Annotated in this window: 19 protein-coding genes and 8 pseudogenes; 13 read left to right on the forward strand and 14 right to left on the reverse strand. The window is 59.0% G+C overall.

From position 1 onward, the window contains the following. The first annotated feature begins 112 nt into the window (after nt 1-112). Entirely contained in the window at nt 113-1,579 is a 1,467-nt protein-coding gene (locus tag NLN62_RS50955) for an IS4 family transposase (protein ID WP_254114048.1), read from the forward strand. A 3-nt stretch (nt 1,580-1,582) separates the two neighbouring features. Here NLN62_RS50955 and NLN62_RS50960 read toward each other — a convergent pair. Beyond that, a pseudogene (locus tag NLN62_RS50960) lies at nt 1,583-1,810 on the reverse strand (transposase); the annotation flags it as partial. A 412-nt stretch (nt 1,811-2,222) separates the two neighbouring features. Here NLN62_RS50960 and NLN62_RS50965 point away from each other — a divergent pair. After that, a complete protein-coding gene (locus NLN62_RS50965; RefSeq protein ID WP_254114220.1) occupies nt 2,223-3,311 on the forward strand; it encodes a medium chain dehydrogenase/reductase family protein in 1,089 nt (362 codons plus the stop codon). 792 nt (nt 3,312-4,103) lie between these two features. Here NLN62_RS50965 and NLN62_RS50970 read toward each other — a convergent pair. Continuing rightward, a complete protein-coding gene (locus tag NLN62_RS50970; RefSeq protein WP_254113977.1) occupies nt 4,104-5,234 on the reverse strand; it encodes an IS630 family transposase in 1,131 nt (376 codons plus the stop codon). 38 nt (nt 5,235-5,272) lie between these two features. Here NLN62_RS50970 and NLN62_RS50975 point away from each other — a divergent pair, with 38 nt between their 5' ends. The 3 genes from NLN62_RS50975 to NLN62_RS50985 all read left to right on the forward strand — a co-directional run bounded on the left by NLN62_RS50975 (nt 5,273) and on the right by NLN62_RS50985 (nt 7,186). After that, complete coding sequence (locus NLN62_RS50975; RefSeq protein WP_254113978.1) at nt 5,273-5,554, forward strand: LexA family transcriptional regulator; 282 nt, start codon at nt 5,273-5,275, stop codon at nt 5,552-5,554. A gap of 270 nt (nt 5,555-5,824) precedes the next feature. Next, the gene (locus NLN62_RS50980) at nt 5,825-6,328 is read left to right on the forward strand and encodes an inclusion body family protein (RefSeq protein WP_254114221.1); all 504 of its coding nucleotides are present in this window, start codon (nt 5,825-5,827) and stop codon (nt 6,326-6,328) included. Between the two features lie 303 nt (nt 6,329-6,631). Continuing rightward, entirely contained in the window at nt 6,632-7,186 is a 555-nt protein-coding gene (locus NLN62_RS50985; protein ID WP_254114222.1) for an AidA/PixA family protein, read from the forward strand. A 572-nt stretch (nt 7,187-7,758) separates the two neighbouring features. Here the strand turns inward: NLN62_RS50985 and NLN62_RS50990 are convergent. The 4 genes from NLN62_RS50990 to NLN62_RS51005 form a co-directional block, all read right to left on the reverse strand. Next, nucleotides 7,759-8,199 (reverse strand): FAD-linked oxidase C-terminal domain-containing protein, encoded by a 441-nt coding sequence (locus NLN62_RS50990; protein WP_254114223.1) that lies wholly within the window; start codon nt 8,197-8,199, stop codon nt 7,759-7,761. Next, complete coding sequence (locus NLN62_RS50995) at nt 8,196-8,510, reverse strand: hypothetical protein (protein WP_254114224.1); 315 nt, start codon at nt 8,508-8,510, stop codon at nt 8,196-8,198. Before NLN62_RS50995 ends, NLN62_RS50990 begins: the two co-directional genes overlap by 4 nt. Nucleotides 8,511-8,682: 172 nt before the next feature. Continuing rightward, a complete protein-coding gene (locus tag NLN62_RS51000; RefSeq protein ID WP_254114225.1) occupies nt 8,683-8,832 on the reverse strand; it encodes a hypothetical protein in 150 nt (49 codons plus the stop codon). Next, nucleotides 8,829-9,077: a tyrosine-type recombinase/integrase gene (locus NLN62_RS51005; RefSeq protein WP_371933183.1), complete on the reverse strand. Its 249-nt coding sequence runs from the start codon at nt 9,075-9,077 to the stop codon at nt 8,829-8,831. Before NLN62_RS51005 ends, NLN62_RS51000 begins: the two co-directional genes overlap by 4 nt. A gap of 50 nt (nt 9,078-9,127) precedes the next feature. On the opposite strand from NLN62_RS51005, the gene NLN62_RS51010 reads away from it, so the two are divergent. The 3 genes from NLN62_RS51010 (at nt 9,128) to NLN62_RS51020 (ending at nt 11,049) form a co-directional block, all read left to right on the forward strand. Beyond that, nucleotides 9,128-9,484 carry a hypothetical protein gene (locus NLN62_RS51010; protein WP_254114227.1) on the forward strand — a complete coding sequence of 119 codons (357 nt, stop codon included), beginning with the start codon at nt 9,128-9,130 and terminating at the stop codon, nt 9,482-9,484. Nucleotides 9,485-9,517: 33 nt separating this feature from the next. Beyond that, on the forward strand, nt 9,518-9,784 hold the full coding sequence (locus NLN62_RS51015; protein ID WP_254114228.1) for a hypothetical protein: 267 nt from the start codon (nt 9,518-9,520) through the stop codon (nt 9,782-9,784). A 251-nt stretch (nt 9,785-10,035) separates the two neighbouring features. Further along, entirely contained in the window at nt 10,036-11,049 is a 1,014-nt protein-coding gene (locus tag NLN62_RS51020; RefSeq protein ID WP_254114229.1) for a serine protease, read from the forward strand. Here NLN62_RS51020 and NLN62_RS51025 read toward each other — a convergent pair. The 4 genes and pseudogenes from NLN62_RS51025 to NLN62_RS51040 all read right to left on the reverse strand — a co-directional run. Next, a pseudogene (locus NLN62_RS51025) lies at nt 11,012-11,674 on the reverse strand (HAD family hydrolase); the annotation flags it as partial. The gene NLN62_RS51020 and the pseudogene NLN62_RS51025 overlap by 38 nt on opposite strands. Before the next feature lie 398 nt (nt 11,675-12,072). After that, the gene (locus tag NLN62_RS51030) at nt 12,073-13,113 is read right to left on the reverse strand and encodes an IS110 family transposase (protein ID WP_254106570.1); all 1,041 of its coding nucleotides are present in this window, start codon (nt 13,111-13,113) and stop codon (nt 12,073-12,075) included. A 252-nt stretch (nt 13,114-13,365) separates the two neighbouring features. After that, nucleotides 13,366-14,145 (reverse strand): annotated as a pseudogene (locus tag NLN62_RS51035) (reverse transcriptase domain-containing protein); the annotation flags it as partial. Further along, a complete protein-coding gene (locus tag NLN62_RS51040; RefSeq protein WP_254104199.1) occupies nt 14,139-14,348 on the reverse strand; it encodes a hypothetical protein in 210 nt (69 codons plus the stop codon). The gene NLN62_RS51040 and the pseudogene NLN62_RS51035, both read right to left, overlap by 7 nt. Before the next feature lie 368 nt (nt 14,349-14,716). Here NLN62_RS51040 and NLN62_RS51045 point away from each other — a divergent pair. The 3 genes and pseudogenes from NLN62_RS51045 to NLN62_RS51055 form a co-directional block, all read left to right on the forward strand. Beyond that, a pseudogene (locus NLN62_RS51045) lies at nt 14,717-15,097 on the forward strand (recombinase family protein); the annotation flags it as partial. 375 nt (nt 15,098-15,472) lie between these two features. Then, the gene (locus NLN62_RS51050; protein WP_256575945.1) at nt 15,473-17,536 is read left to right on the forward strand and encodes a recombinase family protein; all 2,064 of its coding nucleotides are present in this window, start codon (nt 15,473-15,475) and stop codon (nt 17,534-17,536) included. 33 nt (nt 17,537-17,569) lie between these two features. Continuing rightward, nucleotides 17,570-19,411 carry a recombinase family protein gene (locus NLN62_RS51055; protein WP_254114230.1) on the forward strand — a complete coding sequence of 614 codons (1,842 nt, stop codon included), beginning with the start codon at nt 17,570-17,572 and terminating at the stop codon, nt 19,409-19,411. A gap of 6 nt (nt 19,412-19,417) precedes the next feature. Here the strand turns inward: NLN62_RS51055 and NLN62_RS51060 are convergent. Continuing rightward, nucleotides 19,418-19,864 (reverse strand): annotated as a pseudogene (locus tag NLN62_RS51060) (reverse transcriptase domain-containing protein); the annotation flags it as partial. Nucleotides 19,865-20,572: 708 nt separating this feature from the next. After that, a pseudogene (gene istA, locus NLN62_RS51065) lies at nt 20,573-21,683 on the reverse strand (IS21 family transposase); the annotation flags it as partial. Between the two features lie 145 nt (nt 21,684-21,828). Between istA and NLN62_RS51070 the strand changes: the two are divergent. Then, nucleotides 21,829-22,053 (forward strand): annotated as a pseudogene (locus NLN62_RS51070) (transposase); the annotation flags it as partial. A gap of 141 nt (nt 22,054-22,194) precedes the next feature. On the opposite strand, the gene NLN62_RS51075 reads toward NLN62_RS51070, so the two are convergent. Beyond that, on the reverse strand, nt 22,195-22,647 hold the full coding sequence (locus NLN62_RS51075; protein WP_371933177.1) for a DUF2169 domain-containing protein: 453 nt from the start codon (nt 22,645-22,647) through the stop codon (nt 22,195-22,197). 384 nt (nt 22,648-23,031) lie between these two features. On the opposite strand from NLN62_RS51075, the pseudogene NLN62_RS51080 reads away from it, so the two are divergent. Further along, nucleotides 23,032-24,432, forward strand: a pseudogene (locus NLN62_RS51080) (trehalose-6-phosphate synthase); the annotation flags it as partial. 997 nt (nt 24,433-25,429) lie between these two features. Here NLN62_RS51080 and NLN62_RS51085 read toward each other — a convergent pair. Further along, a complete protein-coding gene (locus NLN62_RS51085) occupies nt 25,430-26,893 on the reverse strand; it encodes a DUF4041 domain-containing protein (RefSeq protein ID WP_254114233.1) in 1,464 nt (487 codons plus the stop codon). Between the last annotated feature and the right edge of the window lie 93 nt (nt 26,894-26,986).

Genomic DNA, 26,986 nt, shown 5'->3' on the forward strand with positions numbered 1-26,986 from the left:
TTACCCACAGTTGACGGCCGATTTAGACGACGCTCCCGGGACAAAATCTTGAATCGGCAGAATCTGTTGTGATTCCTTGTTGAGCACTTGATTCGGAAGCGCGGGGTGCTCGATGGGCTTTGTATTGAAGGAGCGCGCGAAGGCGCGTGCTCCGCGATCGAGGACCGGTATCGAGACGTGGGTTGATCGAGAAGTTGCGGGATGCGAGTTTAAGGATGAGCGGCTTGGCCGCCGGTTCGGCAAACTGCTCGCACAAATCGGGAGCGACATGGGTCAGAGCATCCCGCTGGTTTGTCAGGATTGGGCCAACACCAAGGCCGCCTATCGCTTCTTGTCCAACGAGCGGGTCAACGAGGCGGATATTCTTTGCGGTCATTTCGAAGCGACGCGCGGTCGCGTGACGACGACGGAGGGGCCGATCCTTGTGCTCCATGACACGACGGAATTCAGCTTCAAGCGCGACAGGCCGGAACTGATTGGCTTTACGGGCTTGACCGGCCTTGGAACACACAGAGGAGGTCCTACAGCGGTACGTACACAGTGCGGCATCCTGATGCATTCGAGCCTCGCCGTGACGACCGAGGGGCTACCGCTCGGACTGACGGCAATCAAGTTCTGGACACGCAAGAAGTTCAAGGGGACGACGGCGCTGAAGCGAAAGATCAATCCGACACGTGTTCCGATCGAGCGGAAGGAGAGCATCCGCTGGCTGGAGAATTTACGGCAATCGACCGACCTTCTCGCGGCCCCTGGACGATGTGTTCATATCGGTGATCGCGAGAGCGACATCTATGAGCTGTTTTGCCTCGCCGAGGAGGTTGGAACGCATTTCCTGGTGCGAACCTGTGTTGATCGGCTTGCCGGAGACGGCAATCATACAATTGCCGACGAAATGGACGAGGTTACGGTCAAAGGCCTACATCGGATCGAGGTCAAGGACGACAAAGGCGATCCGGATGAAGCGCTTCTCGAAATTCGTTTCCGCAAGCTTCGAATTCTGCCGCCGATCGGCAAGCAGAAGAAATATCCCGCACTCACTCTAACCGTGATCCATGCTCAAGAGCGGGGAACGCCGAAGCGGCGAAAGAAGATCGAGTGGAAGCTCCTCACTGATCTCCCGGTCCAATCGCGCAAGGACGCTATTGAGAAGCTCGGATGGTACGCGTTGAGGTGGAAGATCGAAGTCTTCCATAAGATCCTCAAATCGGGCTGCAAGGCGGAGGAGTCGAAATTGCGAACCGCTGAGCGTCTGGTCAATCTGATCGCGGTATTTTGCATTGTGAGTTGGCGTGTCTTCTGGATGACGATGCTCAATCGTTCCTCGCCGAATACCCTACCGCAGACGGCGCTGACAGATCCCGAAATCAGGCTTCTTGATCACTTGGTGAAAGACAGAGGTGGCGATCGCTCTCGACGAAGCACGCTCTCGCGTTATGTCGTCAAGATCGCGCGGCTTGGAGGGTACTTAGCGCGTGCCAGCGATCCGCCTCCAGGAAATACCGTGATCTGGCGCGGGCTATCGCGGTTAACCGACATCGAGCTGGGCGCCACGATCGGACCCAAAATTGTGGGTAATTGAAAGCGCCAGGCGACGCTTACCGGCCTCGAGGAACTCCTTGGACCAGCCGTAATACATCGAGGCGGCAATGCCCTCGCGGCGACACAGCTCGGAGATGTTCTCCTCGCCGCGCAATCCTTCCAACACGATGCGGATCTTCTCTTCCGCCGAATAGTGCCGGCGGGTCTGCCGCCGAATGTCTTTCAGTACCTGTTCTGCCGGCGCTTTGCCCGGTCCGGATTTCTGCTTCATCTTCGCTCCTGGTGGCTACGATGAACCAGAAATCCTCCCTCCACAAAACCATTCAATTTGTCTCACAGGCCCTGACGGCGAACAGCACGGCTCGGGGCCGATGTGGATCGCTATTCCTTCATTGCAGTGGACTTCCACCACCTACTCCTTGCCGGTCTCCCGGCGCACCAACTGTAATGTCCGCACGGGGTCAGAAGCTGCCTTCAACCGCGGACGGCCGCATGCCCGCTTTGGCGCCAACAGAAGCGGACTGGCTTGACTAGTGCGACAGCGTCGGACCGGCTGATTTGAGCCAGATCAAGGCAGAACTTCAGGTCAGCAATATTCTTTGTCACGTAACGATGAGACCGCAGAATAGCTGCGGACCGGTGCTATGCTTGCGCTGGATTACGAGATTGCAGGGAGATCACCCATGATCAAGCCGCGCAATCGAGTTGTTCAAGTCAGCCGCTTCGGTGATCCCGAGAGGCTGGAGGTGATCGACGCTCCCCTGCCGACCGCTGGTCGGGGAGAGGTGCGGGTCCGTGTACTTGCGTCAAGCCTCAATTACACCGAGGTATTGATCAGACGCCATCTATACCCGCAAACGATGCGCCTCTGCCCGCCGTTCGTAATGGGCTACGACGTCGTCGGGGAAATCGATCAGCTCGGTGAAGGCGTGCACGATCTTCAGATTGGCGACCGCGTGGCCGACATGACGGTGGTCGGGTCAAACGCTGACTATCGTACACTTCGGGCGAACGACGTGGCCCGCGTGCCGACAGGCGTAGACGCGGCGGAGGCGGCCACTCTGATCTTGAGCTGGACGACCGCGTACCAGCTTCTGCACCGCGCGGCCCGGGTGCAGCGAGGCCAGCGCCTGCTGGTCCACGGTGCCGCTGGTGCCGTCGGCCAGGCGCTGCTCATGCTTGGACGGCTGGCCGGTCTCGAGCTGTGGGGTACCGTGCGCGGCGAGCACATGGCGCTCGTCCGAGAGCTGGGGGCAACGCCGATCGACTGGGAACATGAGGACTTCACGCGCGTCGTGCCGGACGGATTCGACGTCGTCGTCGATGGAGTTGGCGAAGACGGCTATCGCCGCTCATACGCAGCGCTCAAGCCAGGTGGCCTGCTCTGCGCCATCGGCTTCTCTGCGAGCGTGCAGGCACAGCGTCGCATGTTCCACATCCTGATGGAGATCGCGCGCCTGTGCCTGTGGAGACTGTTGCCCAGCGGCAAGCGCGCTCGCTTTTACTCGGTCAATGCGATGCGAGCGCGACACCCTACCTGGTTCAAGGACGACCTGGAACGGCTGTTCAGGCTCTTGGCAATTGGCGCCATCCGGCCGCGCGTCGCCGAGCGGATCGCCTTCGACGAGGTCGCCGAAGCTCACCGCCGGCTCGAGGCGGGCGGTCTCGAGGGCAAGCTCGTGCTGTGCCCGGATCTTTCACGCGACACGATCGGCGCGCCGCCAGACACGGCGCGCGGCGTGGAGGACCTTGTTCGCCGTCAGGTCTTGTGAGACAAATTAAAGGGATTTGCGGAGGGAGGATTTCTGGTTCATCGTAGCGATCAGGAGCGAAGATGAAGCAGAAATCCGGCCCGGGCAAAGCACTTGCAGACCAAGTGCTAAAGGACATTCGGCGCCAGACACGCTGGCAGGCAATCTCACTCCTGTCGAGGTCTACTTCTGCAGGGCTGAGGCCATCGTCGCTGGTACGGCCGGAGCTCTTCCTTCAGTGAGGCGCTCTTCACGGACCGTTTCCAGAAGTTCTCGGGATATGTTTACGGCTGCCGGTGCACTATTCTATTTCAATAGTAGCGTGCCCCGCTTTGCGGGCCGCGCGTCGAGAGCGAAACCAGTTTCTTCGTAACGTGACCGTGAAATCGCGGCCCGTTTGCGGCCGCTTGCCGCCAAACGTCTTAAGTCCGACACGCATGAACGCGACAACATGAACATCTTGCGCGTGACGGCGATGCCTAACTGCATTCTCGAGGGGGTGGTATGCGCGCCCACACGACGGAGTTGGATAACACGAAGACCGAAAGCTGTCATCCATACGGCACATTACCCTGCTCAGAGCCACTGGTTACAGTACTCCCACGGCTGAGCGCTCCAGAATCGAGATGGGGAGTGACGACGCCCTCGATATCGTGAGGCTTCTGCCCGTGTTGCATAGTGCCTGTGGACGAGCCCCCTGTTGAGTGTGGGAAAGAGGAAACTGTTGTCGGGCGGGTGGCTGATTGCTCTCGGGAAATTATCGCGGTCCGCATTGGACGATTTCAGGAATGCGACATGGCAGCTAGTGGTTCATCACTGTGGTTTTGACTCTTTGGGAGCAACCGGATAGGCGCGACCGAGTTTGGCGCGGGCTTTGTCGGTTGTGAACATCCATTTGATGCGGTCTCGGACTTTGTTTCGCTGCCGTTGCCATGCTGCGATCTCTTTTCGGAGCCTTTTGGGATCGTCGATACGACGGCCGAGACACTGGCGCTGCAGCACGCTGATCTCGCACTCGACCATATTAAGCCAGCTGGCGTGTTTCGGGGTATAGTGGAACTCGAGGCGGCGCAGGATGCGACGGGCCTCGGCAGGCGCAAATGCCTGATATAGCGCGCCGGCGGTATGGATCGACAGATTATCCTGCACGACCCGGATGCAGGCGGCATCGGGATAATGGACGTCGACGAGCTCACGCATGCAGTGGGCGTAGTCTACGGCGGCGCGGCGCTCGGTGACCTGGACGTTGCGCCAGCCGCGATGCGGATCGAAGGTGACGAAGAGATTGACGGTGCCGTTGCGGCGGTACTCGTAATCGTATCGCTCGCGCTGTCCCGGTTGGGCCGGGATCGGCTGGCGCACCTCGCCGATCAGCTGGACGGGGGTCTCGTCGAAGCAAAGCAGCGGCCGCTCGGGATCCGGCGCCTCGGCGTAGAGATCGAGCACGTCCTCCATGCGGGCGACGTACTCGCCGTCGACCTGGGGAATGCACCACATGTCCCTGCGCCAGGGCTTGAGATCGTTCTCGGTGAGCCGGCGGCGCACGGTTTCGCCCGACAGGCTGTCGTGATCGGTGAGCTTGACCATCGTGTCGGCCAGCAGTGTCAGCGTCCAGCGTTTGCGGCCAGCTGGCGGCTTGGCACATGCGGTCGCCACCAGCAGGGCCTCCTCTTTGCCGGTCAGCTTGCGCTCTGCGCCCGGACGCGGCTCCTCGCTCAAGGCCCGCTCCAGATTGCCTTCCACGAAGCGGCGCTTGGTCCGGCCGACAGTGGAGAGGCTGACCCGGACGGTTCGGGCAATCTCTGCGTCAGAACTGTCCCCATCGGCCGCCAGCAAAATCTGAGCCCGTTTGAGTTTGCGGGCGGCATGCTTGCCGCCGCCGAGCATCGCCGTCAGTTCGTCCCGCTCGACTTGGCTCAATTCCACCCGATAACGTACATTCATGCTTCGCCTCCTTGTCGGAGGCCGGGACGAATCCAGCTATGAGTCAAAAATCAGGCGTGCACTTCACCGAGAAGCAGGGGCACTATCTCGCTTTCATCCATACCTATTCGTACATGTTCGGACAGCCGCCCGCCGAGGCCGACATCCAGCGCCACTTCCGCGTCAGCCCACCGTCAGTTCACCAGATGATCGTCACCCTCGAACGCAACGGGTTCATTCGTCGCAAGCCTGGCGTCGCACGAAGCATCGAGATCCTCTTGCCACCCGAAAACTTGCCCATCCTCCAATGGCTCGGCATCAAAACGTCAAAATCACTGTGATGAACCACTAGAGCTGCCATCCTGTCGCTCTCCAATTGATTCCCTCCACTTTGGCACGGCAAGTGCATCTCTCCTGCACGCGCGCGGCCTGATTAGAAATCATCCTATGATCACGCGAATGGACCGCTCGCGGAAGCTCAAGCCAAGTCCTGATGAACCGGTCGAAGCAGCGCAACTCAACGAACGGCGTTATCAGCCATCGCAATGGTCTACAACGATGGGTTGAGCTCGGCGAAAGCTGAACATTCCTCTTCGCAATGGAGAAGCATCATGTCCAGAGTCACAGACGTTCTTGTTGCCTTTGATACGGAATCCATTCTTCAGAAGTACCCGAATCCGAGCAAAAAACCGGACAGCCCCACTCTCATTGATTTCCGCCATGTCTACATGATCACCAATCAGGACAACGTGATCAGTGGGCAAGCGGGCGGCGAGCTCGACCTGAAGGCCCAGGTCGGGGATTTGATTCGTTGGCGCGAGACCAGCCTCTCCCTTGGATTCGAGAAGTCAGTGATCTTCTACCGCTTCATCGGAAACGTAGGGAACGAGCTGCTCTCGACGCCGACCCTGCGGAAGGCGGAGGCCTCGTTCGCGCATCCCAATCCTAGCAATCCGTCCGTGCCGATATGTCAGACGATCGCCAATTACTATTGGTCCTCGGAAACTGTGGCTATCGGACGAGTCACCTACCATTTCAACTTCATGGTCGTCGATCGCAATTGCAGCGCGTTGGGATACTTCTCGTGGGATCCATTCATCAGCATCCACAATTGATGCGAATGATCATCAAGGCATCGAAGGAACGGCGCGGCGGGGCAACGGCCATGATCCCAACCACCGTCGACTCCGAGGGTGGCATGAAGAAGTGGTAAGGTGCGGAGCTTGCAGTCCAAACGGGTGCCGACCTCACCCGTCGTCCCTGGCGGATCGGCCTTCTCGACCAGCTGTCGTTTTTTTCGCGTCGCTCTCGAATGAGACCGATCCGCCAGTCAGCACCATCCAGTTCGGCCGGCCCCAAGCACTTGGCAAGCTCCGCGGTTGCCGAGCATCCCGCGGTCGGGAGGAAGGGAAACAGCAATGGCCAAAGACAGACCCTCAACCAAGAGACAGTGCTCCGAGTCTCACGTTGCCGTTCTCATCATCGTAGACGCAGAGACACTGCTGTCACGGTATCCGAATGTCAGTCTCTCGCCCGATGCGCCTGTACGCGTCAACAGTGAGCATCTCTACATCCTGGCCGCGCGCGATGGCGGGCCGCTCGCGAGCAATGACGGCCATCTCGGTCTGGCCGTCACGCCTGGCGTCCATCTGCGCATCCGTGGAAATGCCTTGGCCTTGAGAGGTGAGCATATCGTCTTGTTTTATGGGATCGCGCAGGAACACGCTGATGTCCTTTCCCCCTTTGAGCTTGTCCTGCGCCAAGCCTTGACCGTCGCGACGCCCAACTTCGAGAATTTGTTGCAGCCGGGTAACCAAAGCATCGACGACCATTTCTGGCGGAGCCAAGTGTTGGCCGATGGCGTGGCGGCTTGCGATCTGAACTTCATGGTCTTGAACAAGGCCTGCTCGGTGCTAGGATACTTCCGATGGCGTCTCCAGATCAACATCTCGGGTCTCAGGGAGGTGCCGTAGTTGGGCCGCTCCCGGCGCGGCCGTTCAATCCCGAACTCGGCTGGGAGTCTGTGAGAGCTGCTGGAATAGCCAGTTCTCGGGATGTCGCTCGGCCCGTTTAGCGGCTCAAATTTCATGTATCGACGAGGGTTGGTACTGGCCGATCGAGAAGGCCACCCGCAGCAATGAATAGTCGATGTTCTTTAATCGCGGGAGTGCCGGCCCCGGAATTCTGCACAGGGCGATAATTGGAGTTTCTGCCTGACAGCGGGCACGCTGTGCCTGCGAATCAGGAGCGATAATGAGGAGAAGAACCCGCCGGAACCACACCCCGGGCTTCAAGGCGAAGGTCGCGTGGCTGAGTGGCTGTGCCCTGCGCGGCGTATATGCTTGAGGCGATCCGAGATTGCCCGCGTGTCGCGATCGGCAGCTGATCCGCAAATGAGACGTTATGGAAGAAGCAGGCCACCGACCGACCAGCGGCTTCCGATGGTGCAGTTGACGGCGGTCGAGAGCCGTGATGCTGGTGTTTCTCTGATGCCCGCCGCGGCTTCGCGCGCAGCGGACAGTGAACGAAAGCGATCGCCTTCGGTTCAGGACCGTGCCGCCAGGAGCACGCCCGGGTTCAAAAGTCCCTTCGGGTCCAGGCGATCCTTCGCTGCCTGCAGCGCAGAAGCAAAAAGGTCGGGCCGCTGACGACAGTACCATGGCATGTGATCACGTCCGACCGCGTGGTGATGCGTCACCGTTCCGCCATGAGTGATCACTGCATCAAGCGCGCTACTCTTGATTTCCAGCCACTGTTCGGCAAGTGCGCCGTACCGCCCCTTTGCCTGAAACGAGAAATACGATGCGGGCCCATCCGGGTAGCAATGGGTGAAGCGACAAGACACGCTGCCTTTATGGCCGCTCGCCTTGAGGCAGGCGTCCTCCGTGGCCGAGACGATCGCTTTGTAGAATTCGGGGAATCGCTCCCAGGTGATGGCGCTCTCAAAGGTATCGGTGATGATCCCCAGCTCTACGGCGATTTTCATGTAGTGCGGCATGCGGATAAAGGCGTTGCGCCAGGCCTCGGCTGCACCGGCGCGGTGTCCGCTGCCGCTCTTTGCATCATCGCGATCGAATTACCGACGAAGTCCTTTGTAATTGCTAGCGCACGGTCCATCCACGCGTCGACGGGGTGATCGGCGTTCTCGAAGGCGAGCACAACAACGGACCGTTGCCGGTCACCGAACCCATTGTTGAAGGCCTCGCGCGAATCCAGCAGCCGGACATTGGCAGGAAAGAGCCAAGCTTGTGAGATCACCCTCACTGCCTCGGCCGCCTTGAAGACATCGTCGAACAAGACAGCCGTTCCCTCCCGGAATGTCGGTCGCGTCTGCAGGCGCATCCACGCTTCTATGATGATCCCGAGCGATCCCTCCGAGCCGATCATTAATCAGTCTGGGCTCGGGCCTGCGCCAGAACCCGGCAGGCGCCGGCTCTCGATGACGCCTGCCGGGGTTACCTCACTAAGGCTACCAATTTTGTTCGTTCTTCGACAGGTAGGCATCGAACAGCGCGAGCGTCTTCTCTTCGACAACATAGCGCCGTCGCAAAGAGCGTTTGTGGGCGAGGATTTCCTCGATCTCGCGGCCGAGAAAACTAAAATGTGCATCGGAGCTCACAGCACATCCTCCCCATTGCCCAATGCAACCTCACGCAGCTGTTCGACGGCGATCTTCCCATAGATCTGCGTGGACGAGGCGCTGCGGTGGCCGACGTAGTCGCCGATAAGCTTCAGGGGGAAATTGGCGTTTAGCAGGCGCTGCACACAACTGTGCCGTAGGACATGCGAACCGGCTCGTGGCACGCTGATGCCGGCTTTGCGGATGAAATGGGCGGCGCGACAGACAACCGCGGCGGAGCCAATCGGGGCATCCGATCGCCAGCACCAATTTCAATAGGGATTTGAGGTGCAAGGTGCGCGCTGAGACCGCCGCCGAGATCGAACTGCTCGTTCGGAAGTTGACCGAGGTCGGCACAGAATTCAACCGCGCTGCGGAGCGCCTGTCCGAACACACACACCAGGCCGTTCCGATTGTGTATGACGCCCTGGGGCTCGACAAGTTCATGGCGATCTGTCGCGCGGAGGTGCCTGCGGCGCTGGACTTAGTCAGCACACTTTTGCGCGCGCATGCTGATGCGGTAGTCGCTGGCGCGGCACCAGCCACGCTGCCGCGCAGCGATGATCAGGCACAAGCGCCCGAACCCGCTCAGCCGCAGGAACCGCACTTCACCTATAATCCCGTGAAGCGGCCGAAGGCATTTGTATCGTAATGGTTCTAACTTCTCGCAATCTGGAGAAAGCTCATGAAATTCGCGCCACCCGGCGCTGAGCCGTACCGGACGCTGACCCGAATTGACGGTTGGGTTGGGAATGATCCAACCCACCTGCCGAACTCAGTTGCGGTGAAGATCGCTGCTGCGATGCCCTCCCTCAAGGGTCACAGTGAAATTGACCGCATTCGCGCTCGCATGACTGCGCGTCAATTGCGCTACGAACGCTCAAAGAAGATCCGTATCGCGTGGCGGCGCCGTTTCGGCCTGCTCACGCGATCCGGTGGATCAAGAATGTAAAGATCATCCGCCGGTATAAGCGGTCAGCTCAATCCGGCGAGCTGGCCGCCAACTATCACGCAGATGCCTCCGCCCCGTCATGACTTACACAGATCGCACGTGAGGCAATCAGCGACATCAAGGATCGGAAGGTACGGCGGAGGTAACCGGCCCGATGATCTTGAATGGCCCCGACGTGCAATCCCGTCGGGGCCAACGTTTTAAGCGGACGGTAGGGCAAATTTACCGCCTTGACGACAAGGAGTAAGGCTATGACCATGGGTACGGTCCTCAAAATGGGTCTCCGCCTGTCAAGGCAGGGATACCCGTACCTTGTTGAGAAGCCTGAAATGCCCCGCATTGTCGACCGTTTCCTAAATTCGGTGGCGTACCTCTACCCCTCGGAAGCGGAGGCAGAGGATGGCGTGAAACAGGGCGGGAGTGGTTTTTTTGTCGGTATCCGACTGGGGCCGGCCAACATGGAACTGCTGTGCGTTGTCACCAACAGGCATGTCGTAGACGGAGGCTCGGCCACCGTCCGCGTGAACACGCCGGATGGCAAGTTCGATATCATCCCGCTCGACGGCGCGAAGTGGCACTACCATCCGGATGGTGACGATATAGCGGTCTGCCCGATTGGCATTTATACGACGCTGCACCAGATCAGCAGCATCTCAAGCGATGCATTTCTCACCAAGAAGATGATCGAACAATATGATGTGGGCGTCGGCGACGACACATTCGTTGTTGGTCGCTTTACCAGCCGCGAAGGGAAGACGCGCAATATTCCGTCTGTTCGATTTGGTGCCATTGCGCAAATGCCAGCGGATCCAATTGTTTTGGATGACGGAATTGCGCAGGAAAGCTATTTGATCGAGGCTCGTTCTATCCCGGGCTATAGTGGCTCTGCCGTTTTTCTCACTATTCCTCCGGCTCCAGGTCCGCCGCCCATCGTCAATCCGAACCTATCCGATGACATCAAAGAGCAGATGCCAGAATTTCTCAAAATGGTCGGGTACAATCAGAAAAGGCAGAACTACTATCAGTTAGGACCTTGGCTTCTGGGCATCGATTATTGCCATATCTACGACACGGTGCCGGTGATCAACAGCGTGACTGGCAGTCCCGCCGTCCCTAACATGCATGTTCGATCCGATACGGGAATGATGGGAGTAATCCCGGCTTGGCGGCTTACTGACATCTTGGAAGGACCGGGTATTGTGGCCGCCGTGAACCACCATAACTTGCTCATTGAGCGCGGTAGGAAAGAGCAGGGATCAAGTTAGTCGCGACAGCGGTCCAGCCGCGCTGCACGGCTTCGTCCCAGGCCTTGTCGAGCTTTCCGACCTTCGATTGACGGTCGTAGGCATATTCGCGCTGCGCGTCGGTGTGGTGGACGATGCCGAGGAAGCGCGCGCCCGGTCCTGCCGCGGTCCATTGCAGCATCTGCTGGTCACCGTCCGAGTTGCCGAAGGCGAGGATCGAGCGGCGGCCGATGAAGCGATTGATGCCCGGCGGCTTGCCGGGACCGTTGTCGACGAAGTCGATCTTCGCCAGTTTCATCAGGACCGGATTTCCATCGGCGCCAATCTTGAACTGCGTGACGCCGGAGGAGCCGACCACCTGCTCGGGCGGTATGCCGTAGGCTTTGTCGGCCCACACCCGCATGAACTCGACGCCGCCGCCGGACACGATGAAGGTCTTGAAGCCGTTGGCGCGCAAGTAAGCGAGCAGCTCCAGCATCGGCTGATAGACCAGCTCGTTATAGGGACGATTGAACCGCGGGTGCCTTGCCTGGACGAGCCAATCGGCGACCGATTGTGCATAGGCGTCCGTCGTCGTGCCGCTATAGGAGACCGCGAGTAGCGCAAGCAGACCCTTCTCGCCCTGCGCCGCGAGCGCGGCCTTGTCGTTTGTGAATGCTGATCGAAAAATGACCCCCATCGGCGGCGTCGGGACCGCTTCAGGCCATTGATTTCATTGAATTGAAATGATGGGACCCCCACGCCGATCATGGTTGAGACCCCATATGTGGACGGCCCTCTCCTCACAAGGGTCTTTTTGCAGTGTTTTGATCAGATCGCTTGCGTCCATATGTCCGTGTTGTCGCGCTCGCACATGAACGCTGGCCAAGATGGTTTCCGCGACGCGAGTTCCAAACACGCCGGCGACCTTTGCGGGGTCAATGGGGTCCACGGAGTATCTTGTGTCTAGGATCGATCGATCACACCATCTGCTTGTCACCTTGCAAGTTCCGGCATCGGCTCAGCACGGTTGCAGTTAAGTTGCTCCCCGTGCCTGGCTGATCTCTATGCCGCGCCCGCCGGAGCGACGCGCGCGGATGTCATGGCGTAGTTTTCGCCCGTGACCATCAGTTTCCAAGCGATACGGGCCATCTTATTGGCTAACGCTACGGCGGCCAGCTTCGGCGGCTTGCGCTTGAGAAGGTCGAGGAGCCAGGGCGAGGCGCGTCCTCCGCAGCGAACAGCATGCCTGATCACGGCGGTGGCCCCCGACACCAGCACGGCGCGCAAAGCTTCATCGCCGGCCCGGGTGATGGCGCCGAGCCTGACCTTGCCGGCCGTAGAATGATCCTTCGGCGTCAATCCGATCCAGGCCGCAAACTGGCGCCCTGACCGGAATAGCTCAGGCGCCGGGGTCTTCATCATCAACAGCGCCGCGCCGATCGGACCGACGCCAGGGATCTTGGCGAGACGTCGGCTGCATTCATCAGCCTTGTGCCAAGCCATGAGCTTGGCGGCGACTTCGGCGATTTGCGCCTGCAACTGAGCATATTCTTCAGCCTGGGCCGCGAACAGCTCGCGAGCCAGGTCGGGCACGCTCTCATCCGCTTGAATGTGTTCGAACAGCGGATCGAGGTGCACCATCCCTTTGGCGGCGGTAAAGCCAAACTCGGCGGCATAGCCGCGGATGGCATTCGACAATTGCGTGCGATTGCGGATGAGCCGATCGCGCAGGCTGACCAGCATCAGGGCCGCCTGTTGCTCGGCAGTTTTTACCGGCACAAAACGCATCGTTGGCCGGCTCATCGCCTCGCAAAGCGCCTCGGCGTCAGCCGTATCGTTCTTGCTGCGCTTTACATACGGTTTGACCAGTTGAGCCGCGATCAGCTTCACCTCATGGCCGAACGACCGCAAAAGCCGCGCCCAATGGTGGGAGGCGCTGCAGGCTTCGATCCCGATCACCGTCGGCGCAAGCTTCTCGAAGAACTCAACCATCTCCTTGCGCCGCAACTTCTTGCGCAAAACCACCTTCTCGGCGGCGTTCACCCCGTGAAGTTGGAAAAAACGCTTCGACGTATCCATGCCGATTCGGCTAATCTGTTCCACGGACGGTCTCCTTTGTCTGAGATCTGCAACGACCTCATTCTGGCACAATCGATGCCGTCGGGGGCCGTCCACCCCAACACGCCGAAACACACCTCCGCCACATAATCTCGTCCGACACATAAGAACGGTTGATCGGGATAGGGGGACGTCTCGCGACGCCACCCACCGGGTCACCGGAGGCGGTCGCCCGCCCCCGGTTCCCACAGAACGTGGCGTGCGGATTTCCCGCACCGACGCTCTTCGACAGTTGGTTCACAGCACTGCAAGCGCTTGCAGCTCCCGATAAGGGAGGCGCAGCTTAGGCTTCAGCAACGGTGTCCGTTCTTTGATTTGGTTGAAGGCGTCCCAAGTGAGGCGTCGGCCTGCCCAGCTGCGGCTGCGCAGCATTCCGCGCCAGTAACGCTCCACGGCCCGATAAACTTTTACGAGACTCCGGAGATTTCCGGCGACGCCGTAATAGGCATAGTGGCCGCGCAGGACGACGTTGATTTCACCGGCCTGGTCACTGATCTTGTAATGCCGTATTCGCCGCATCAGCTCCTGCAGAGACATAAGGCTGCGCTTTAGCCGAGATTTCTCGGTGCGCATCCCAACCTTGAAGTTGCCTTTTTGGTTTCGCGTGCAATAGAGCGTCAGACCCAGAAAGTAGATTGTTTCCGGGCGGTTTCTGCCGCGTTTGCCCGCGTGTCTTTGCGCGAACCGACCAAACTCGACCAACTTGGTCTTGGTCGGCTCTAGAGTGAGGCCGAACTTCCCCAACCGAAGACGCAAGGCCTCCTGTACGCGGATGGCGTCCGATCGATATTGGAAGCAGATCACAAAGTCGTCGATATAGCGCACCAGTCGGGCTTCGCCCCGCAACCGACCCTTCACCACGCGTTCGAACCAGAGGTCGAGAACGTAATGAAGGTAGAGGTTGCTCAAAAGTACACTGATCGATCCGCCTTGTGGCGTTCCTTGTTCGCTCGGGTGCACCGCTCCGTCTTCCAAGACGCCCGCTTTCAACCAGCGCCGGATCAAGCTGATCAGGCGCGGATCACCGACTCGATGTTCGACAAACCGGAGGACCCGATCATGATCGAGACTCCCGAAAGACTACTCGACAGATTACCCACCACCGCGCTCATCATCTCGACGACTATCCCGATCAGGTAACCATCGTTCGGTCGCGCCATCCCTTCGAGGGATCTGCGCTTAATGTGCTTGGCTGGTGTCATCGACGCGGCGAACTTCATCTGACGCTTGTACTGCCCGATGGTACCCGTGCCCTTGTACCGGCCGCGTGGACAGATCTGCCTATCGCACAACATTTACCGCGTGCAAGCCCGCAATGCGCTCGAGCGGCATTCCTGGCTTCCCACGCCGAGCTGCTGCACGCCCGGACGATCGTCGACGCTTTGCTGCGGCAATTGGATGCCGCGCATACTGTCCTGCCACCGGAATCGGAGGACAGCCATGCAGCAGCTAAGCTTTCTCGACCCACCACCCCAGCGCGGGGCCGTACCCGTATGGGAGGCCCTCGATAAAGAGCAGCGCGCACATCTCGTGCTGCGACTCGCCCGACTAATCGCCCGAGCAATCGCCACTGCCGGAGATCACAACGATGAACGAACTGAGCAAGATCACCGCTGAGCACCTACGCCGATGCGCAATCGTCTACGTGCGTCAGTCCAGTACGACGCAGGTCGAGCATAATCGCGAGTCCACTGCCCGTCAGTACGAGTTAGCCGAACGCGCCGCGCGGCTTGGTTGGCGACGCGATCAGGTGAAGGTCATCGATGAGGACCTCGGTATTTCCGGTTCCGGCCTTTCCGAGCGCACCGGCTTCGCGCGTATGACCGCGGAGGTCGGCCTCGGCCAGGTTGGCATCGTGCTCGGCTTGGAAGTCTCGCGACTAGCGCGCAATAATGCTGATTGGTACCGTCTGCTCGATCTATGTGGCCTGACCCACACGCTCATCGGTGATGGAGATGGGATTTACGACCACACCGCATGATGCCCCTATTCGGGAGCCATCTGATCAGTTGGAGCAGATTACCGTAACCGACCCAACCCATCCACTATACGGACGGTGCTTTGATTTGGTATCGGCCGGAAGCTCGCTCCGACCCGGCGGCTGCGTTCTCGTTCATTATCGCGACGGCATTTTGCTGAGAGTTCGAGCTGCAGCAACCAACCTCTATGGCGAGCGGCTGTCTGTCCCGTCAAGCAAGCTTTCGCTCGAAAGCATTCGAGACTTGCTTCGGCTTTCAAGAGAAGTGGTGCTGACGAGCTTGGCGAATCAGCCGACAAATGATTCTTTAGGGCACGGCTCCGAATCAAAATTGGCGAGCTCGCGTGGTTCGCTGGGAGGAGAGCCATGAGGTCGGATCTCGTGACGGGGAGCCACCTGTGTCGCAGAGCCGTAATTTACATTCGGCAGTCCACGCCTCATCAGGTGATGACCAACCAGGAGAGCCTGCGACTGCAGTATGCACTGCGACAGCGAGCCACCGATCTCGGTTGGGATGATACCAATGTTGATGTCGTTGATGCCGACCTTGGATTGAGTGGATCGACAGCAGCGCATCGCGAGGGCTTCAAGGACGTTATCGCTCGCGTCACGTTGGGTGAAATCGGAATCATTCTCTCCTACGAGGTGACGCGTCTCGCGCGCAACTGCTCTGATTGGTACCCGCTACTCGATCTGTGCGGCTACCGGCAATGCCTCATTGCGGATCGCGACGGCGTCTACGATCCTGGCTCAACCAATGGGCGCCTGTTACTCGGCTTAAAGGGCACAATCTCCGAAGTGGAGTTGCACACTCTGCGCGGTCGTCTGACGGCGGGGCTGCGCGCCAAGGCCGAGCGCGGCGAGTTGACGTTACTGTTACCGGCGGGTTTGGAACGTGACGCCAATGGCGTGGCATCGAAGGATCCAAGCAGGGAGGTGCAGCAGCGGATATCACTGGTTTTCACGACGTTTCTGGAGGGAGGCTCCGTAGGCAAGGTAATCCGGTCATTCCGAGATCGTGCGCTCTCCATACCGCGGCGGGACCGGTTCGGCGATATTGCGTGGCGGACACCATCGGCCAGCATGATTTCCGGAATTTTGAGGAATCCGGCCTATGCTGGCGCTTTCGTCTATGGCCGTACCAGGTCCTGCCGCACGACCTATGCAAGTGGTAAACTGAAGACGGCCCGCTGCCCAATGGCAGAGTGGAAGGTAGTAGTAAAGGACCGCTATCCTGCATACATCGATTGGGATGGCTTTGAGCGGATCCAGGCCATGTTGCGCGACAACCATGCCGAATACCAACGCAATCAAACGCGTGGCGTGCCCCGAGAGGGGGCCGCTATCTTGCAGGGCATCACCTGGTGCGGCCGGTGCGGCCACAAGATGTCGATACAATACAAGGGCGGGTCTCGCTACGTCTGCAATGCCCTGTTGAACCACCAAGGCAAGACGCTATGCCAGCATCTTCCCGCCGATCCGATCGACGCACAGGTGGTGGCTGCATTCTTTGCAGCGATCGCTCCCGCTGAGGTGGAGGCCTGGAGGCGTGCGCTCAATGCGCGGCAGCAGACTGACGAAGCGCTTGATCGCGCCGAAGAGCAGCAGGTTGAGCGACTGCGCTATCAGGCGCTCCTGGCCGAACGACAGTATAATCGGGTCGATCCTGACAATCGCCTCATCGCCGCTGAGCTGGAGCGACGATGGGAAAAAGCGTTACGCGAACTCCGGCAGGCTGAAGAGGCGCTGACCACCCGCCGAGCCACGAAGAGCAAATCAGCCATGTTGACCCCAGAGGAGCAGAATGAGTTTCTTGCGCTTGGTCCACACTTGCCTGAGCTCTGGCGGCGGCCTGATGTGAGCCGGGCAGATAAGAAGCAGTTATTACGAACGCTGATTGACAAGGTTGTTCTCCACCGCATCACGCGCGATCGAATCGCGGTCCGGATCGTCTGGTGTGGTGGCGAGATATCCGAATTGGAAGTCGAGCCGAGGGTCCATGCCCTGCATGCTCTAACTCGAGGGACTGAGATGCAAGCACGGATCCTTGAGCTGGCCCGCCAGGGTTTCGATGATGCCGAAATCGCCAACACCTTGACCCAGGAGGGGCACCGCTCACCGCGCCGAAATTATGTTCCAGTACGAACCGTTCAGATCGTGCGGCAGCGCCATCGCGTACTGCAGGACGGCGTCGCAACGCGTGCTCGTCACATTGCTGGCTGGCTGCCGGTGACCGCAATGGCAAAGCGTTTGGGAGTTTCGAGTTCTTGGATCAAGCGACGTATCCGCAGCGGCACCATTGATATCCAGCGCGATCCTTGGGACAAGCGATTCCTCTTTCCTGATACGGAAGCCAGCATTGTCGCATTGCGAGAGCTTAAAACAGGAGCTCGAGATCACCTCGTTTTCGACCCGAGAGCAAACAAATGAAGGTATCAACATGATCGATCGTATCATCCGGGCTTGTTCAATGACCGCCTGGTGCTCGGGCTCAAAGGTACGATGTCAGAGGCAGAGCTGCATGTGCTGCGTGCGCGCCTGCTCGGTGGCATCCGCAACAAGGCCGCACGCGGAGAACTGCACCGCGGGCTGCCGGTGGGCTTGGTACGGGGCGACGCCGACGGGGAGGTGCTGTTGCATCCTGACCAGTCGGTGCAAGCCGCGATCCATGCTGTCTTCGACCGCTTTGCCGAATTCGGCTCGGCACGACGCGTGTGGCTGTGGTTCCGCTCGCAGGGCCTGCGCTTTCCGCTGCACTCCAACAGCCTTGTCGATCTCCGCTGGGTCGCCCCCACTTACACAAAGATCCACCAGGTCCTCACCAACCCGTTCTATGCCGGCGTTTATGTGTATGGCCGCACCCAGCAGACATGCTATCTCGATGCGGGCGGTCGAATCCGAAAGCGCATCAGACAACGCGACCGCGAGCAGTGGCCGGTGTTCATTCGTGACCATCATGCCGGATACATCGAGTGGAATAACTTCGAGGCGAACCAGAGGCGCCTGGCGCAGAACATCCGTCCTCGACCACACCAGAGCGGGGGTGCCGTGAGAGAAGGCGCAGCACTCCTGCAAGGCCTCGCCGTATGCGGACACTGCGGTCGGCGCCTGGCCGTACACTACAGCGGCCGGTTCTCGGCGCCCGGATATCACTGCGCCGGCAAGAACATCGTCAACGGCCGGGGCGAGTACTGCCTCAACATCGGCGGTGTGCAGATCGATGTGGCTGTCGCCGAAGCGTTCCTTGCGGCTCTCGCGCCCGCAGGCCTGGAAGCCTCGCTCCAGGCGATCGAGCAATTCGACGCCGATCACGAGACGACTCTCGCGCAGTTCCGTCGCGACGTCGAGCGTGCGCGCTACAACGCGCAGCGCGCCGAGCGACGCTATCGCGCCGTGGACCCGGAGAATAGACTCGTCGCGCGTGGACTCGAAGCAGAATGGGAAAGCGCTCTGCTGGAACTCAAGACTGCCGAATCCGAACTCTCGGACCGCGAACATGCCCGACTGCGCTCGCTTACGCAGGAAGAACGCGACGCGATCCTTGCACTCGGTAAAGACATCAAGCGTATCTGGTTAGCTCCCACGACGAGCGATCGCGATCGCAAGGAGTTGCTCCGCACGCTGCTCGACGATGTCACCTTGAGAGTTGAGCGCGATAAATACAACGCTCACCTGACGCTGCGTTGGCGCGGCGGTCTCTTCAGTGACGTTAATGTCCCATTGCCGCACTCGCATCCATCGCCGATCCGCACCGCCGACGATACGATCGATCTGCTGCGGCGACTAGCTGCACATTATCCCGACACCAAGATCGCCGGCATCCTCAATCGCCAAGGCCGTACAACGGCCACAGGACTGTCGTTTACGGCAAATCGTGTGTCGAGCCTGCGGACGCACTGGGAGATCCCGTGCTTCGAGCCGAAACAGCAAGTGCAGGACGGCGAGTGCATGACGATCGAGAAAGCAGCACGCGCTCTCGGGATCGCACCCTCTACTTTGCATCGCTGCCTCAACGATGGCTTCATTGCCGGAGAGCAGATCACACCTGGTGCGCCGTGGCGCATCCGTATCAATGACGAGTTGCGGTCGCGCTTTGTGGAGAGCGCGCCCGAAGGTTACGTGAAGATGTTCAAGGCCATGAATCTACTCGGCGTCTCGCGGCAAACCATCTTGCAACGTGTAAAGCGCGGCGAGCTTAAGGCCGTTCATGTCTATCGCGGACGGGCAAAAGGCATACGAATTCAAGTCCCTGCAGTTGCTCCAGACCTCTTCGACCCTCTCAAAAACACTGAAGGTGTAGTATGACGCAACATCCAATAGTCCTTTGATGTCGAATTCAAAAACCCAATCATACTTCCAGCACCGCTCGCGCGTAACACCCACAGCATCCAGGGCCGATTTCTTCGGTCTGTAACCATAGGAGTCTGGAAGAAAAAGTGGATCAAGAATCGGTTCAAGGTACTGCGCAACAACCATCTGCGCGATGCGATCGCCGACGGTCGGGACACCCAGAATCCTTTCGCCATCTCCCCCCTTTTTCGGAATGGAGACTGCACGCACTGACGGTGGAAAGTAGCTGCCCGAGCTCATCCGATTCCAGATCTTATAAAGGTTGCCCTTCAGATCTTTATCGAACTCCCCGAGCGTCTGCCCGTCCACGCCAGCCGCACCACGTTTGGATTTAACCGCTTTATAAGCCCGAACCACACTTCTCTTATCGATGCTAAACGGCTTGTTTATCGTGATCGTCGTATTCATCCTGTCTCCAGTTGGTCCATGATCACAACCGTCCTGTTCCGACCCTTTGCTCCGGCCCCCATTACAGAGCCTTCAAAGCTCTTACGAGTCGGTCCGCCCCAGACTTTGGCATTGGTGCTCTCGCCTCGCGATTTTGGTCGCTTCAGCTTCTCCCTTGGCATCCAGAGTCTGGTTCCTGCAGTTCCACGCGAAAGCCTGCATCCGCTTCACGCCCCCTCTACGCCGGTTGCTGCCTACCCAGTAGTCAGGTTGCCGATAGGCATATCCCAGAAGATTGAGCGCTTCTGGTTTTAGCAACGTTCACCGGCTTTCGACGCGTCATCGAGGGTTCATTTTCATTCGTCTCGCGAACGCTCACCTGCCCGAATTCTCTTCGGACTTTTGAACCAACGCTCACGACCACACCTTTTGAGTGCAGCCGCTTGGACTGGTTTGAGGTCCGCGCCTGAACGCCGATCTCGGGGGGCCTACCCCATCTTTTCGCGCAGCTTACGCACATGCTAGGCGTTCATCTCGAACTCTCCTTTCCTATGCTGCTGCAGCACACGCTCAATGGCTGGCCTGCATGCTCCCCTGCCGACGCTTCGCCGACATCCTCGCGGACGCCTGCGCACGGCTCGGGGCCGATGTGGATCGCTATTCCTTCATCGCAGTGGACTTCCACCACCTACTCCTTGCCGGTCTCCCGGCGCACCAACTGTAATGCTAATCCAGCGCATTGATCTTCTGCTCTATCAGCGGCAGGTAATGGACAGGATCGAAGATGACGTCTTCCCGTTCCCAGCTTCGCGGGTGGCGGGCGATGACCTCGCCCCGGGCAGCCGATCACCACCTCGGCGATATAGCCCCGGATCCAGACGTCCTGATGGCCATAGGCGACCGGCACGGAATAATCGTTGGTCTTGTAACGCACCAACGACTGGGCGGTCACCTTGGCGCTGGCCTGATCGCACGCATCGAAGGGCGACGCCGGCAAGGGGCGCATGGCCGCGAGATCCCGTTGCAGTCGTTCGCCGATCGTCTCGCATTCGCCGCGTAATCTGTCGCGCTGGCGCTTCCGGCATTGCTCTTCCAGCCAGACGTTGAACGCTTCCCATGTTGGAAACTGCGGGATCGGCACCATGAAGTTGCGCCTGGCATATCCGACGAGACCCTCGACGTTCCCTTTGTCATTGCCCTTCCCCGGACGGCCATAGCGATCCCGGATCAGGTAGTGGGACAAAAAACCGCTGAACAGCGCTGCCCGCTTGCGGGTGCCGTCGGGCAGGATCTTCGCCACACGGCACCGGTCGTTGTCAGAGACGATCGATTGCGGCACGGCCCCGAAGAACGCAAATGCATGGATGTGGCCGTCGACCCAGGCCTCGGCTACCGCCGCGGGATAGGCCCGCACATAGCAGCCGTCGCTATGCGGAAGATCGAGCACGAAAAACCGCGCCTTCTGCTCGACACCGCCGATCACTGCCATCGCCTCGCCGAAGTCAGCCTGCGCATGGCCGGGCGGATGCGATAGCGGCACAAACACCTCCTGGCGGCGCTGATCCCGCTCGCGCATATAATCCTTGATGATCGTGTAGCCGCCGCTGAACCCACATTCGTCGCGTAGGCGCTCGAACACACGCTTGGCCGTATGCCGCTGCTTGCGCGCCACCTTCATATCCTCATCCAGCCAATGCTCGATCGTCGGAACAAACGCATCCAGCTTCGGCCGCCGGATCAGGGATCGCCGCTGATAGCCGGGCGGTGTCGAATACGACAGCATCTTGGCTACGCTGTCGCGAGATATGTTGAAATGCTTCGCTGCCTGACGCTGCGTCATCCCTTCCGAGACCGCCAGGCGAACCTTGAGATATAATTCCACGGTGTAGATCCCCTGTCCCTCCTGCATTCATTGCAGAAGAGAAATAGGTGGCCGGATTTTACTCCGCCCGCAGCAGGATTATCCCGCCGCTACCGTGGCCGACTTTTGCACCGCCGCTCTCATTCTTATCAGCGCACTGCGCCGCATCGCCCTGGCCACGACCAGCTTCGCTGATGCCACATGCGGTACCATCCGCCTGAAGCTGTTCAAGATCGGCGCTCAGGTCCGCATCAGCGTTCGCAGGATCAAGTTCTCGATGGCGTCGGCATTCCCCTACACCGATGTCTTTCGAACGGCATGGGCCGCGCTTGACAGCGCGGCTTTCTGAACCCCCGGCCCACAGGAGAACCTCCGCCCCTCATGATCCTCTGAATGCCCATGGCCAACCCGCCACAGCGGGCGAGAAGTCGTGCCCAAATGACCGCCGCGCGTTGTTCCGCCGCCGATCTCAACGCTCGCCCGGGAGCCGTCAGACAGCGTGAGAAATCCGGGCTAGTTCGCCGGCCCTACTGCGGCGGAGCGCCTCATGGCCGGCGCCGACCTGGTTCGCCGCGTAGTCTGGCCCGCCAAACGCGCGTTGTCGCGTTAGCGGCATTTGCTTGAATGGTTGTACGGCTGTCGGTCGCCAGCCGGCCCCTGTCATCTGCCAATAGCGGTCGCCGGTCACCAGAAGATGCTTCTGGATCGGCCCGAGTGACAAAGCTCGGTTGGCCGACCGTTCGGCGCCGCCGCATGTCCACCGATGAGCAGTTCGGCTTGCGGTATGGGCGAGACGCCTTTTGTCTCTTAACAATATTTCTCGAGCGTGGCAGACGTTCGGTCCTACCATGCGAGCGCGTCCTTGTGTCACATACCAAGTCAGGTAGGCAGTAATTGAGCTCAGCGTTGTGTAAATGGCCGTCCCGCACCGCGACGGTTTCATCGTCGAGACAGCGATTCTCTCCTGCGGCGCGGCTCGGAGGTGCTCGAGCGGCCAGATGGACGACGCGTAGGGGCTTGTGCGTCGCCGAAAAAATACAGGCCGTTTTGTCTGCGAAAACTAGTAATGCGTTGGTTGGCCTTGGGCAGGCTGCCTTCGCGAGACGAAGCCATTGGCGCATTGGGCGCCTGAATGACCACATTTGTCTTGCGGGTCAGCGACGGCCTGCGTGGCACGCCCGCTATTTGAGCCGGCTCGTTGTGTTTCGTAACAGCCGACGAAGCGCACATGAAGTCGTCGAGGCCAGTCGGGTGTCAGACCGCAAATCTTCGGCGATCAACCTTGGCAAGGTGATTGAACGCCGGGCAAACGGGGAAAGGACGACGTGTGACTCTCGTCGTCGTGTCGAACCGGGTTGCCAGCGGCGATGCCAATGAACCCAAGATAGGCGGGCTTGAGGCGGCGCTGCGTCCCGTGGTGCAACAATCCGGAGCAATCTGGGTGGGGCCTTCACCTCCATTGGAGGTTGGTCAAGAGAAAGAGCCGCCTGTCAGGGAACTTGGCGGAGGCAAGCTTGTGAGGGTGGATGTGCCTGCGGAGGATCATCGCCGCTATTATGAGGGATTTGCTAATTCGGCACTATGGCCGGCGTTGCATTCGCGCACCGACCTCATCAACGCGTCGGAAGCGGACCATGTCAGCTATTGCAAGATCAGCGCCATCATGGCGCGAGAACTGCTCCAGTTCAAGGAGCCGACCGCGTTCTGGGTGCATGATTATCATTTCCTCACGCTCGGCGCCGAGCTGCGTAAGCTCGGCATCAAGCAGCCGATCGGTTTCTTCCTGCACACGCCATGGCCGGCGCCTGAGGTGATGCTGCTTGTGCCGCATCAATGCGAACTGGTCGAATCGATGCTTGCGTACGATTTGATCGGCTTTCAGACCGACGATGACCGGAAGAATTTCCTCGCCTGTGTTCGTGCCGACCTCGAGCTGACAGTCAGCGGAGACGGTGTCGTGCTCTCACCAAGTCGCGGCGTGACGCGATGCCAGGTGTTTCCGATCGGCATCGATGTGGACACGTTCGCGCTATGGAGCGCGGTCGCCGCGTCGGAGCCATGGATCTCGGGGATACGGCGCGGTCTCAACAGTGAAAAGATTGCAATCGGTGTCGACCGGATCGACTACTCCAAGGGTATCGACAAGCGCCTCAACGCTTTAGATCGCTTATGGACCCAAAGGCCAGATCTCACGCACACTATTTCGCTATTGCAGATCGCGATCCCATCGCGCAGCGGCATTAAAGCTTACAGCGATCTACAGAAGAATGTCGCCCGCCTCATCTGCGATATTAACAGCCGTTATCGTGAAGGCGACTGGACTCCGATTAGCTATGTCGAAGAGGGCTTCAGCCAAGCCGAACTTGCGAGTCTGTACCGCGCAGCGAAGGTCGCCTTGGTTACGCCCTTGCGCGATGGTATGAATCTGGTGGCGAAAGAATATGTTGCGGCGCAAGATCCGACCGATCCCGGCGTGCTGATCTTGTCAAAATTTGCCGGCGCGGCGAAAGAGTTGGACCAGGCGCTGCTCGTCGATCCGAACAACATTGATGACATAGCAGATAAGATTGAGGCGGCAATTTCGATGTCGCCCTGCGAGCGCCACAGGCGCTGGCGAGACATGATAGGGAGGCTTCGCGCGTATCCCATCCAGCGATGGACTGCGCACTTCATTGCGGAGTTGGAGAAAATTCGAGCCGAAAAACTCGTGGAGCCGTTCAGTGCGCAGGATGCGGGGGAACCCAGCGGTTCGAAAGAGAAGACCGAAGGCAAATTAGCCGGAGGCACTAGCCAAGACGACCTGCCGCGGCAGTTGTCATATTTGCCGTTCGATCTGCGGGCAAGGAGATTGAACCATGATTTCACGCACATCGTAGGCTCGGACTGGAATCACGGTCCTCAACCGGCCCCGGACGTCCTGCTCGGCGTGCTGAATAGATTCGACGCCTTCCCGAGGTCGTTCCAGCCCACGACAGTTTTTTACATCCACGGTCATCCCTACATCGCGCAGTTGGCTGCAGGGATAAGGGAGGTGACCCCCAACAATCCGCTAGGCGTCAACGTTATTCTCATACCTCGACTTAAGGGCGGCTGAACGCATCGTGGGTTATAGTTGGCACCTCTTGCTTGAACGGTCTACTATCAAAGTCGGTCATCGATGTCGTTATCTGCCGTCACCTTGTCGATGGCTTTCGAGAACCGCGTAAATCTGGCGACATCGTGTGTGAATGCTGATCGAAAAATGACCCCCATCGGCGTCGTCGGGACCCCTTCAGGCCATTGATTTCATTGAATTGAAATGATGGGACCCCCACGCCGATCATGGTTGAGACCCCACGCCGAAACACAGTAACTCGACGCAACGCTTTCCATTCGACGCGGAATATTTCCGCAATCATGCAACGGCTAGCCTCTCTTTGAGAGACGCCGGCAACTACAAGGTGGTGATTATCTTCACGGATCGTTCCCTCTCCCGAGAAATGAGACAGGACCGATCGAGGCCGTATTCGACATTAGCGTGAAGCAATAATTCTGGGACCGTCCCATTTAACGATTTTCTACCAAATTGCTAACAGCCTATCTCCATTGCAGATAGCTCGCGATGAGCGACAGCGACGTGTTTGGACTTTTCAATGCGTTCTCGCAAGCTCCTATGTTCTTAATGCCACGCGGGAGCATTACCGCGACCGCAAGAGGACGCAGATGTCAGATCCAGAAGTTGCCCGTCAATCGGCAGGTCGCTCACCCGTCTGGCTCGCAGCTGATCCGCTCGTACCACTTCGCATCCGCAAGCTCTGTCTATATTCGATAGCCTCAGCTACTTCGCGAAACTCCAATAGTTGCCCAGTTAACTGACCGAGTTGCGTCTTCACCTCTGAGGGCGTCGCCCGAAAGAACTCTCGCCTTCGGTTCACCTCGTTCACGCGGCAGCCCGACAGCCGATCATGCATCAAAGTTTCGATTCCTATAGCATCATCAGAGAAGAAGAGTGCATGAACATCAAAGTTGAACGGCACCGATGCGTCGCTTAGTTCCCGAATGCGCTCCATTGGATCGAGCCGTCTCGTCATTCCAATCTTTACCATCCTCTCGCCGAATGACCCAATGTTGGAGATCACGTACACATAGCCTGCGCGTGTATTGGCTGCGCGAGCTTCCACGCTCTCGATTGCCTTATCCACGTCGGCGATTTGCTCCCGAAGCCGCTCCATGCCGTGCTGGTCGCCATTTATGGTAACTGCTTCCAGCGCATTCTGGTAGTGCTGCTTCTCCTTAGCCAGTTTTGCGCGCTCGCGCTCGATCTCTTGCTGCGCTCTCCGCTCATCTCGCATCCGCTCGCGTTCCTGCCGTTCAGCCTCTTTTTCTTCAGCTTGCTTCTGGAGAAAATCGGCAGTGAGTTCGAGTTCGTCGATTCGCAGTTGAACGTACGCGGGCGAGATGCTCACCTGCAACGTGGCACCCAGCTTTCTCACGGTCTCCTCTACCTTCTTCAACCGCTCGATTGCACTTTGCAGCTTGTATGGTTTCAGGCCCCGCACAAGGTTGTCAGCTTCGGCGTTGAAGGCGCGCAACATGAGCTTGGAAACTTCTAGCGTCATCTTGCGGCCTTCAGCTTCGGAGCCGCCGACCGTCCAGCTAGTGGCAGCGAGTACCGCGCTGCCATCCTTTTTTGCCGTTGCCTTGGTGGCATCTTGGAGCCGATCCAACGCTTTCTTGTAAGCCAGCGTATCTGTGAGAGGGTGCCGGTAATCATAGATTCCAATTTCTTGAAGCAGGGCAGTCTCCCTCGTTTCGACGATAGTTTGGCGAGCTTCTTCGACCTCTTTCCGCAAGGCGGCTTGTTCAGCAGCAATGTCCGCGCGAGCCTGTGCAAGCTGTTTGTTCAGTGCATCCACCTGCACCTGTAATTCCCGTCGCCGCGCGTCGATGTCGAGGAGCGGAGCGGCTCCGATTGACTCAAGCTGCTTCCGCCCGAGATCGCGCTCCGCTCGAACTTGCTCTATCTGGGTCCTCAGTTGTTCGACAGTCGCGCTGAGGTCGGCGTTTTTCGACAGAACTTCCTCCCGCTCCCGCTCGGCGGATAGAAGGTGTGAGTTGAGCTGATCCACCTCCGCCAGAAGTTTGCGGGCAAAGGCGCGAGCACCGAACATTGGCACGGTCCGGATTGGCTTGTACGCAACTTCCTGCATCGAAATACCCCAAAGAATCAAAATCTGGACCGCGCCAACGCGACCTCAGGTTGATGGATAATTCCAGAGCAACATTCCGCTTTCAAGCAGAGT

Origin of the sequence: Bradyrhizobium sp. CCGUVB23 (assembly GCF_024199885.1) — a bacterium.
Classification (GTDB): Bacteria; Pseudomonadota; Alphaproteobacteria; order Rhizobiales; family Xanthobacteraceae; genus Bradyrhizobium.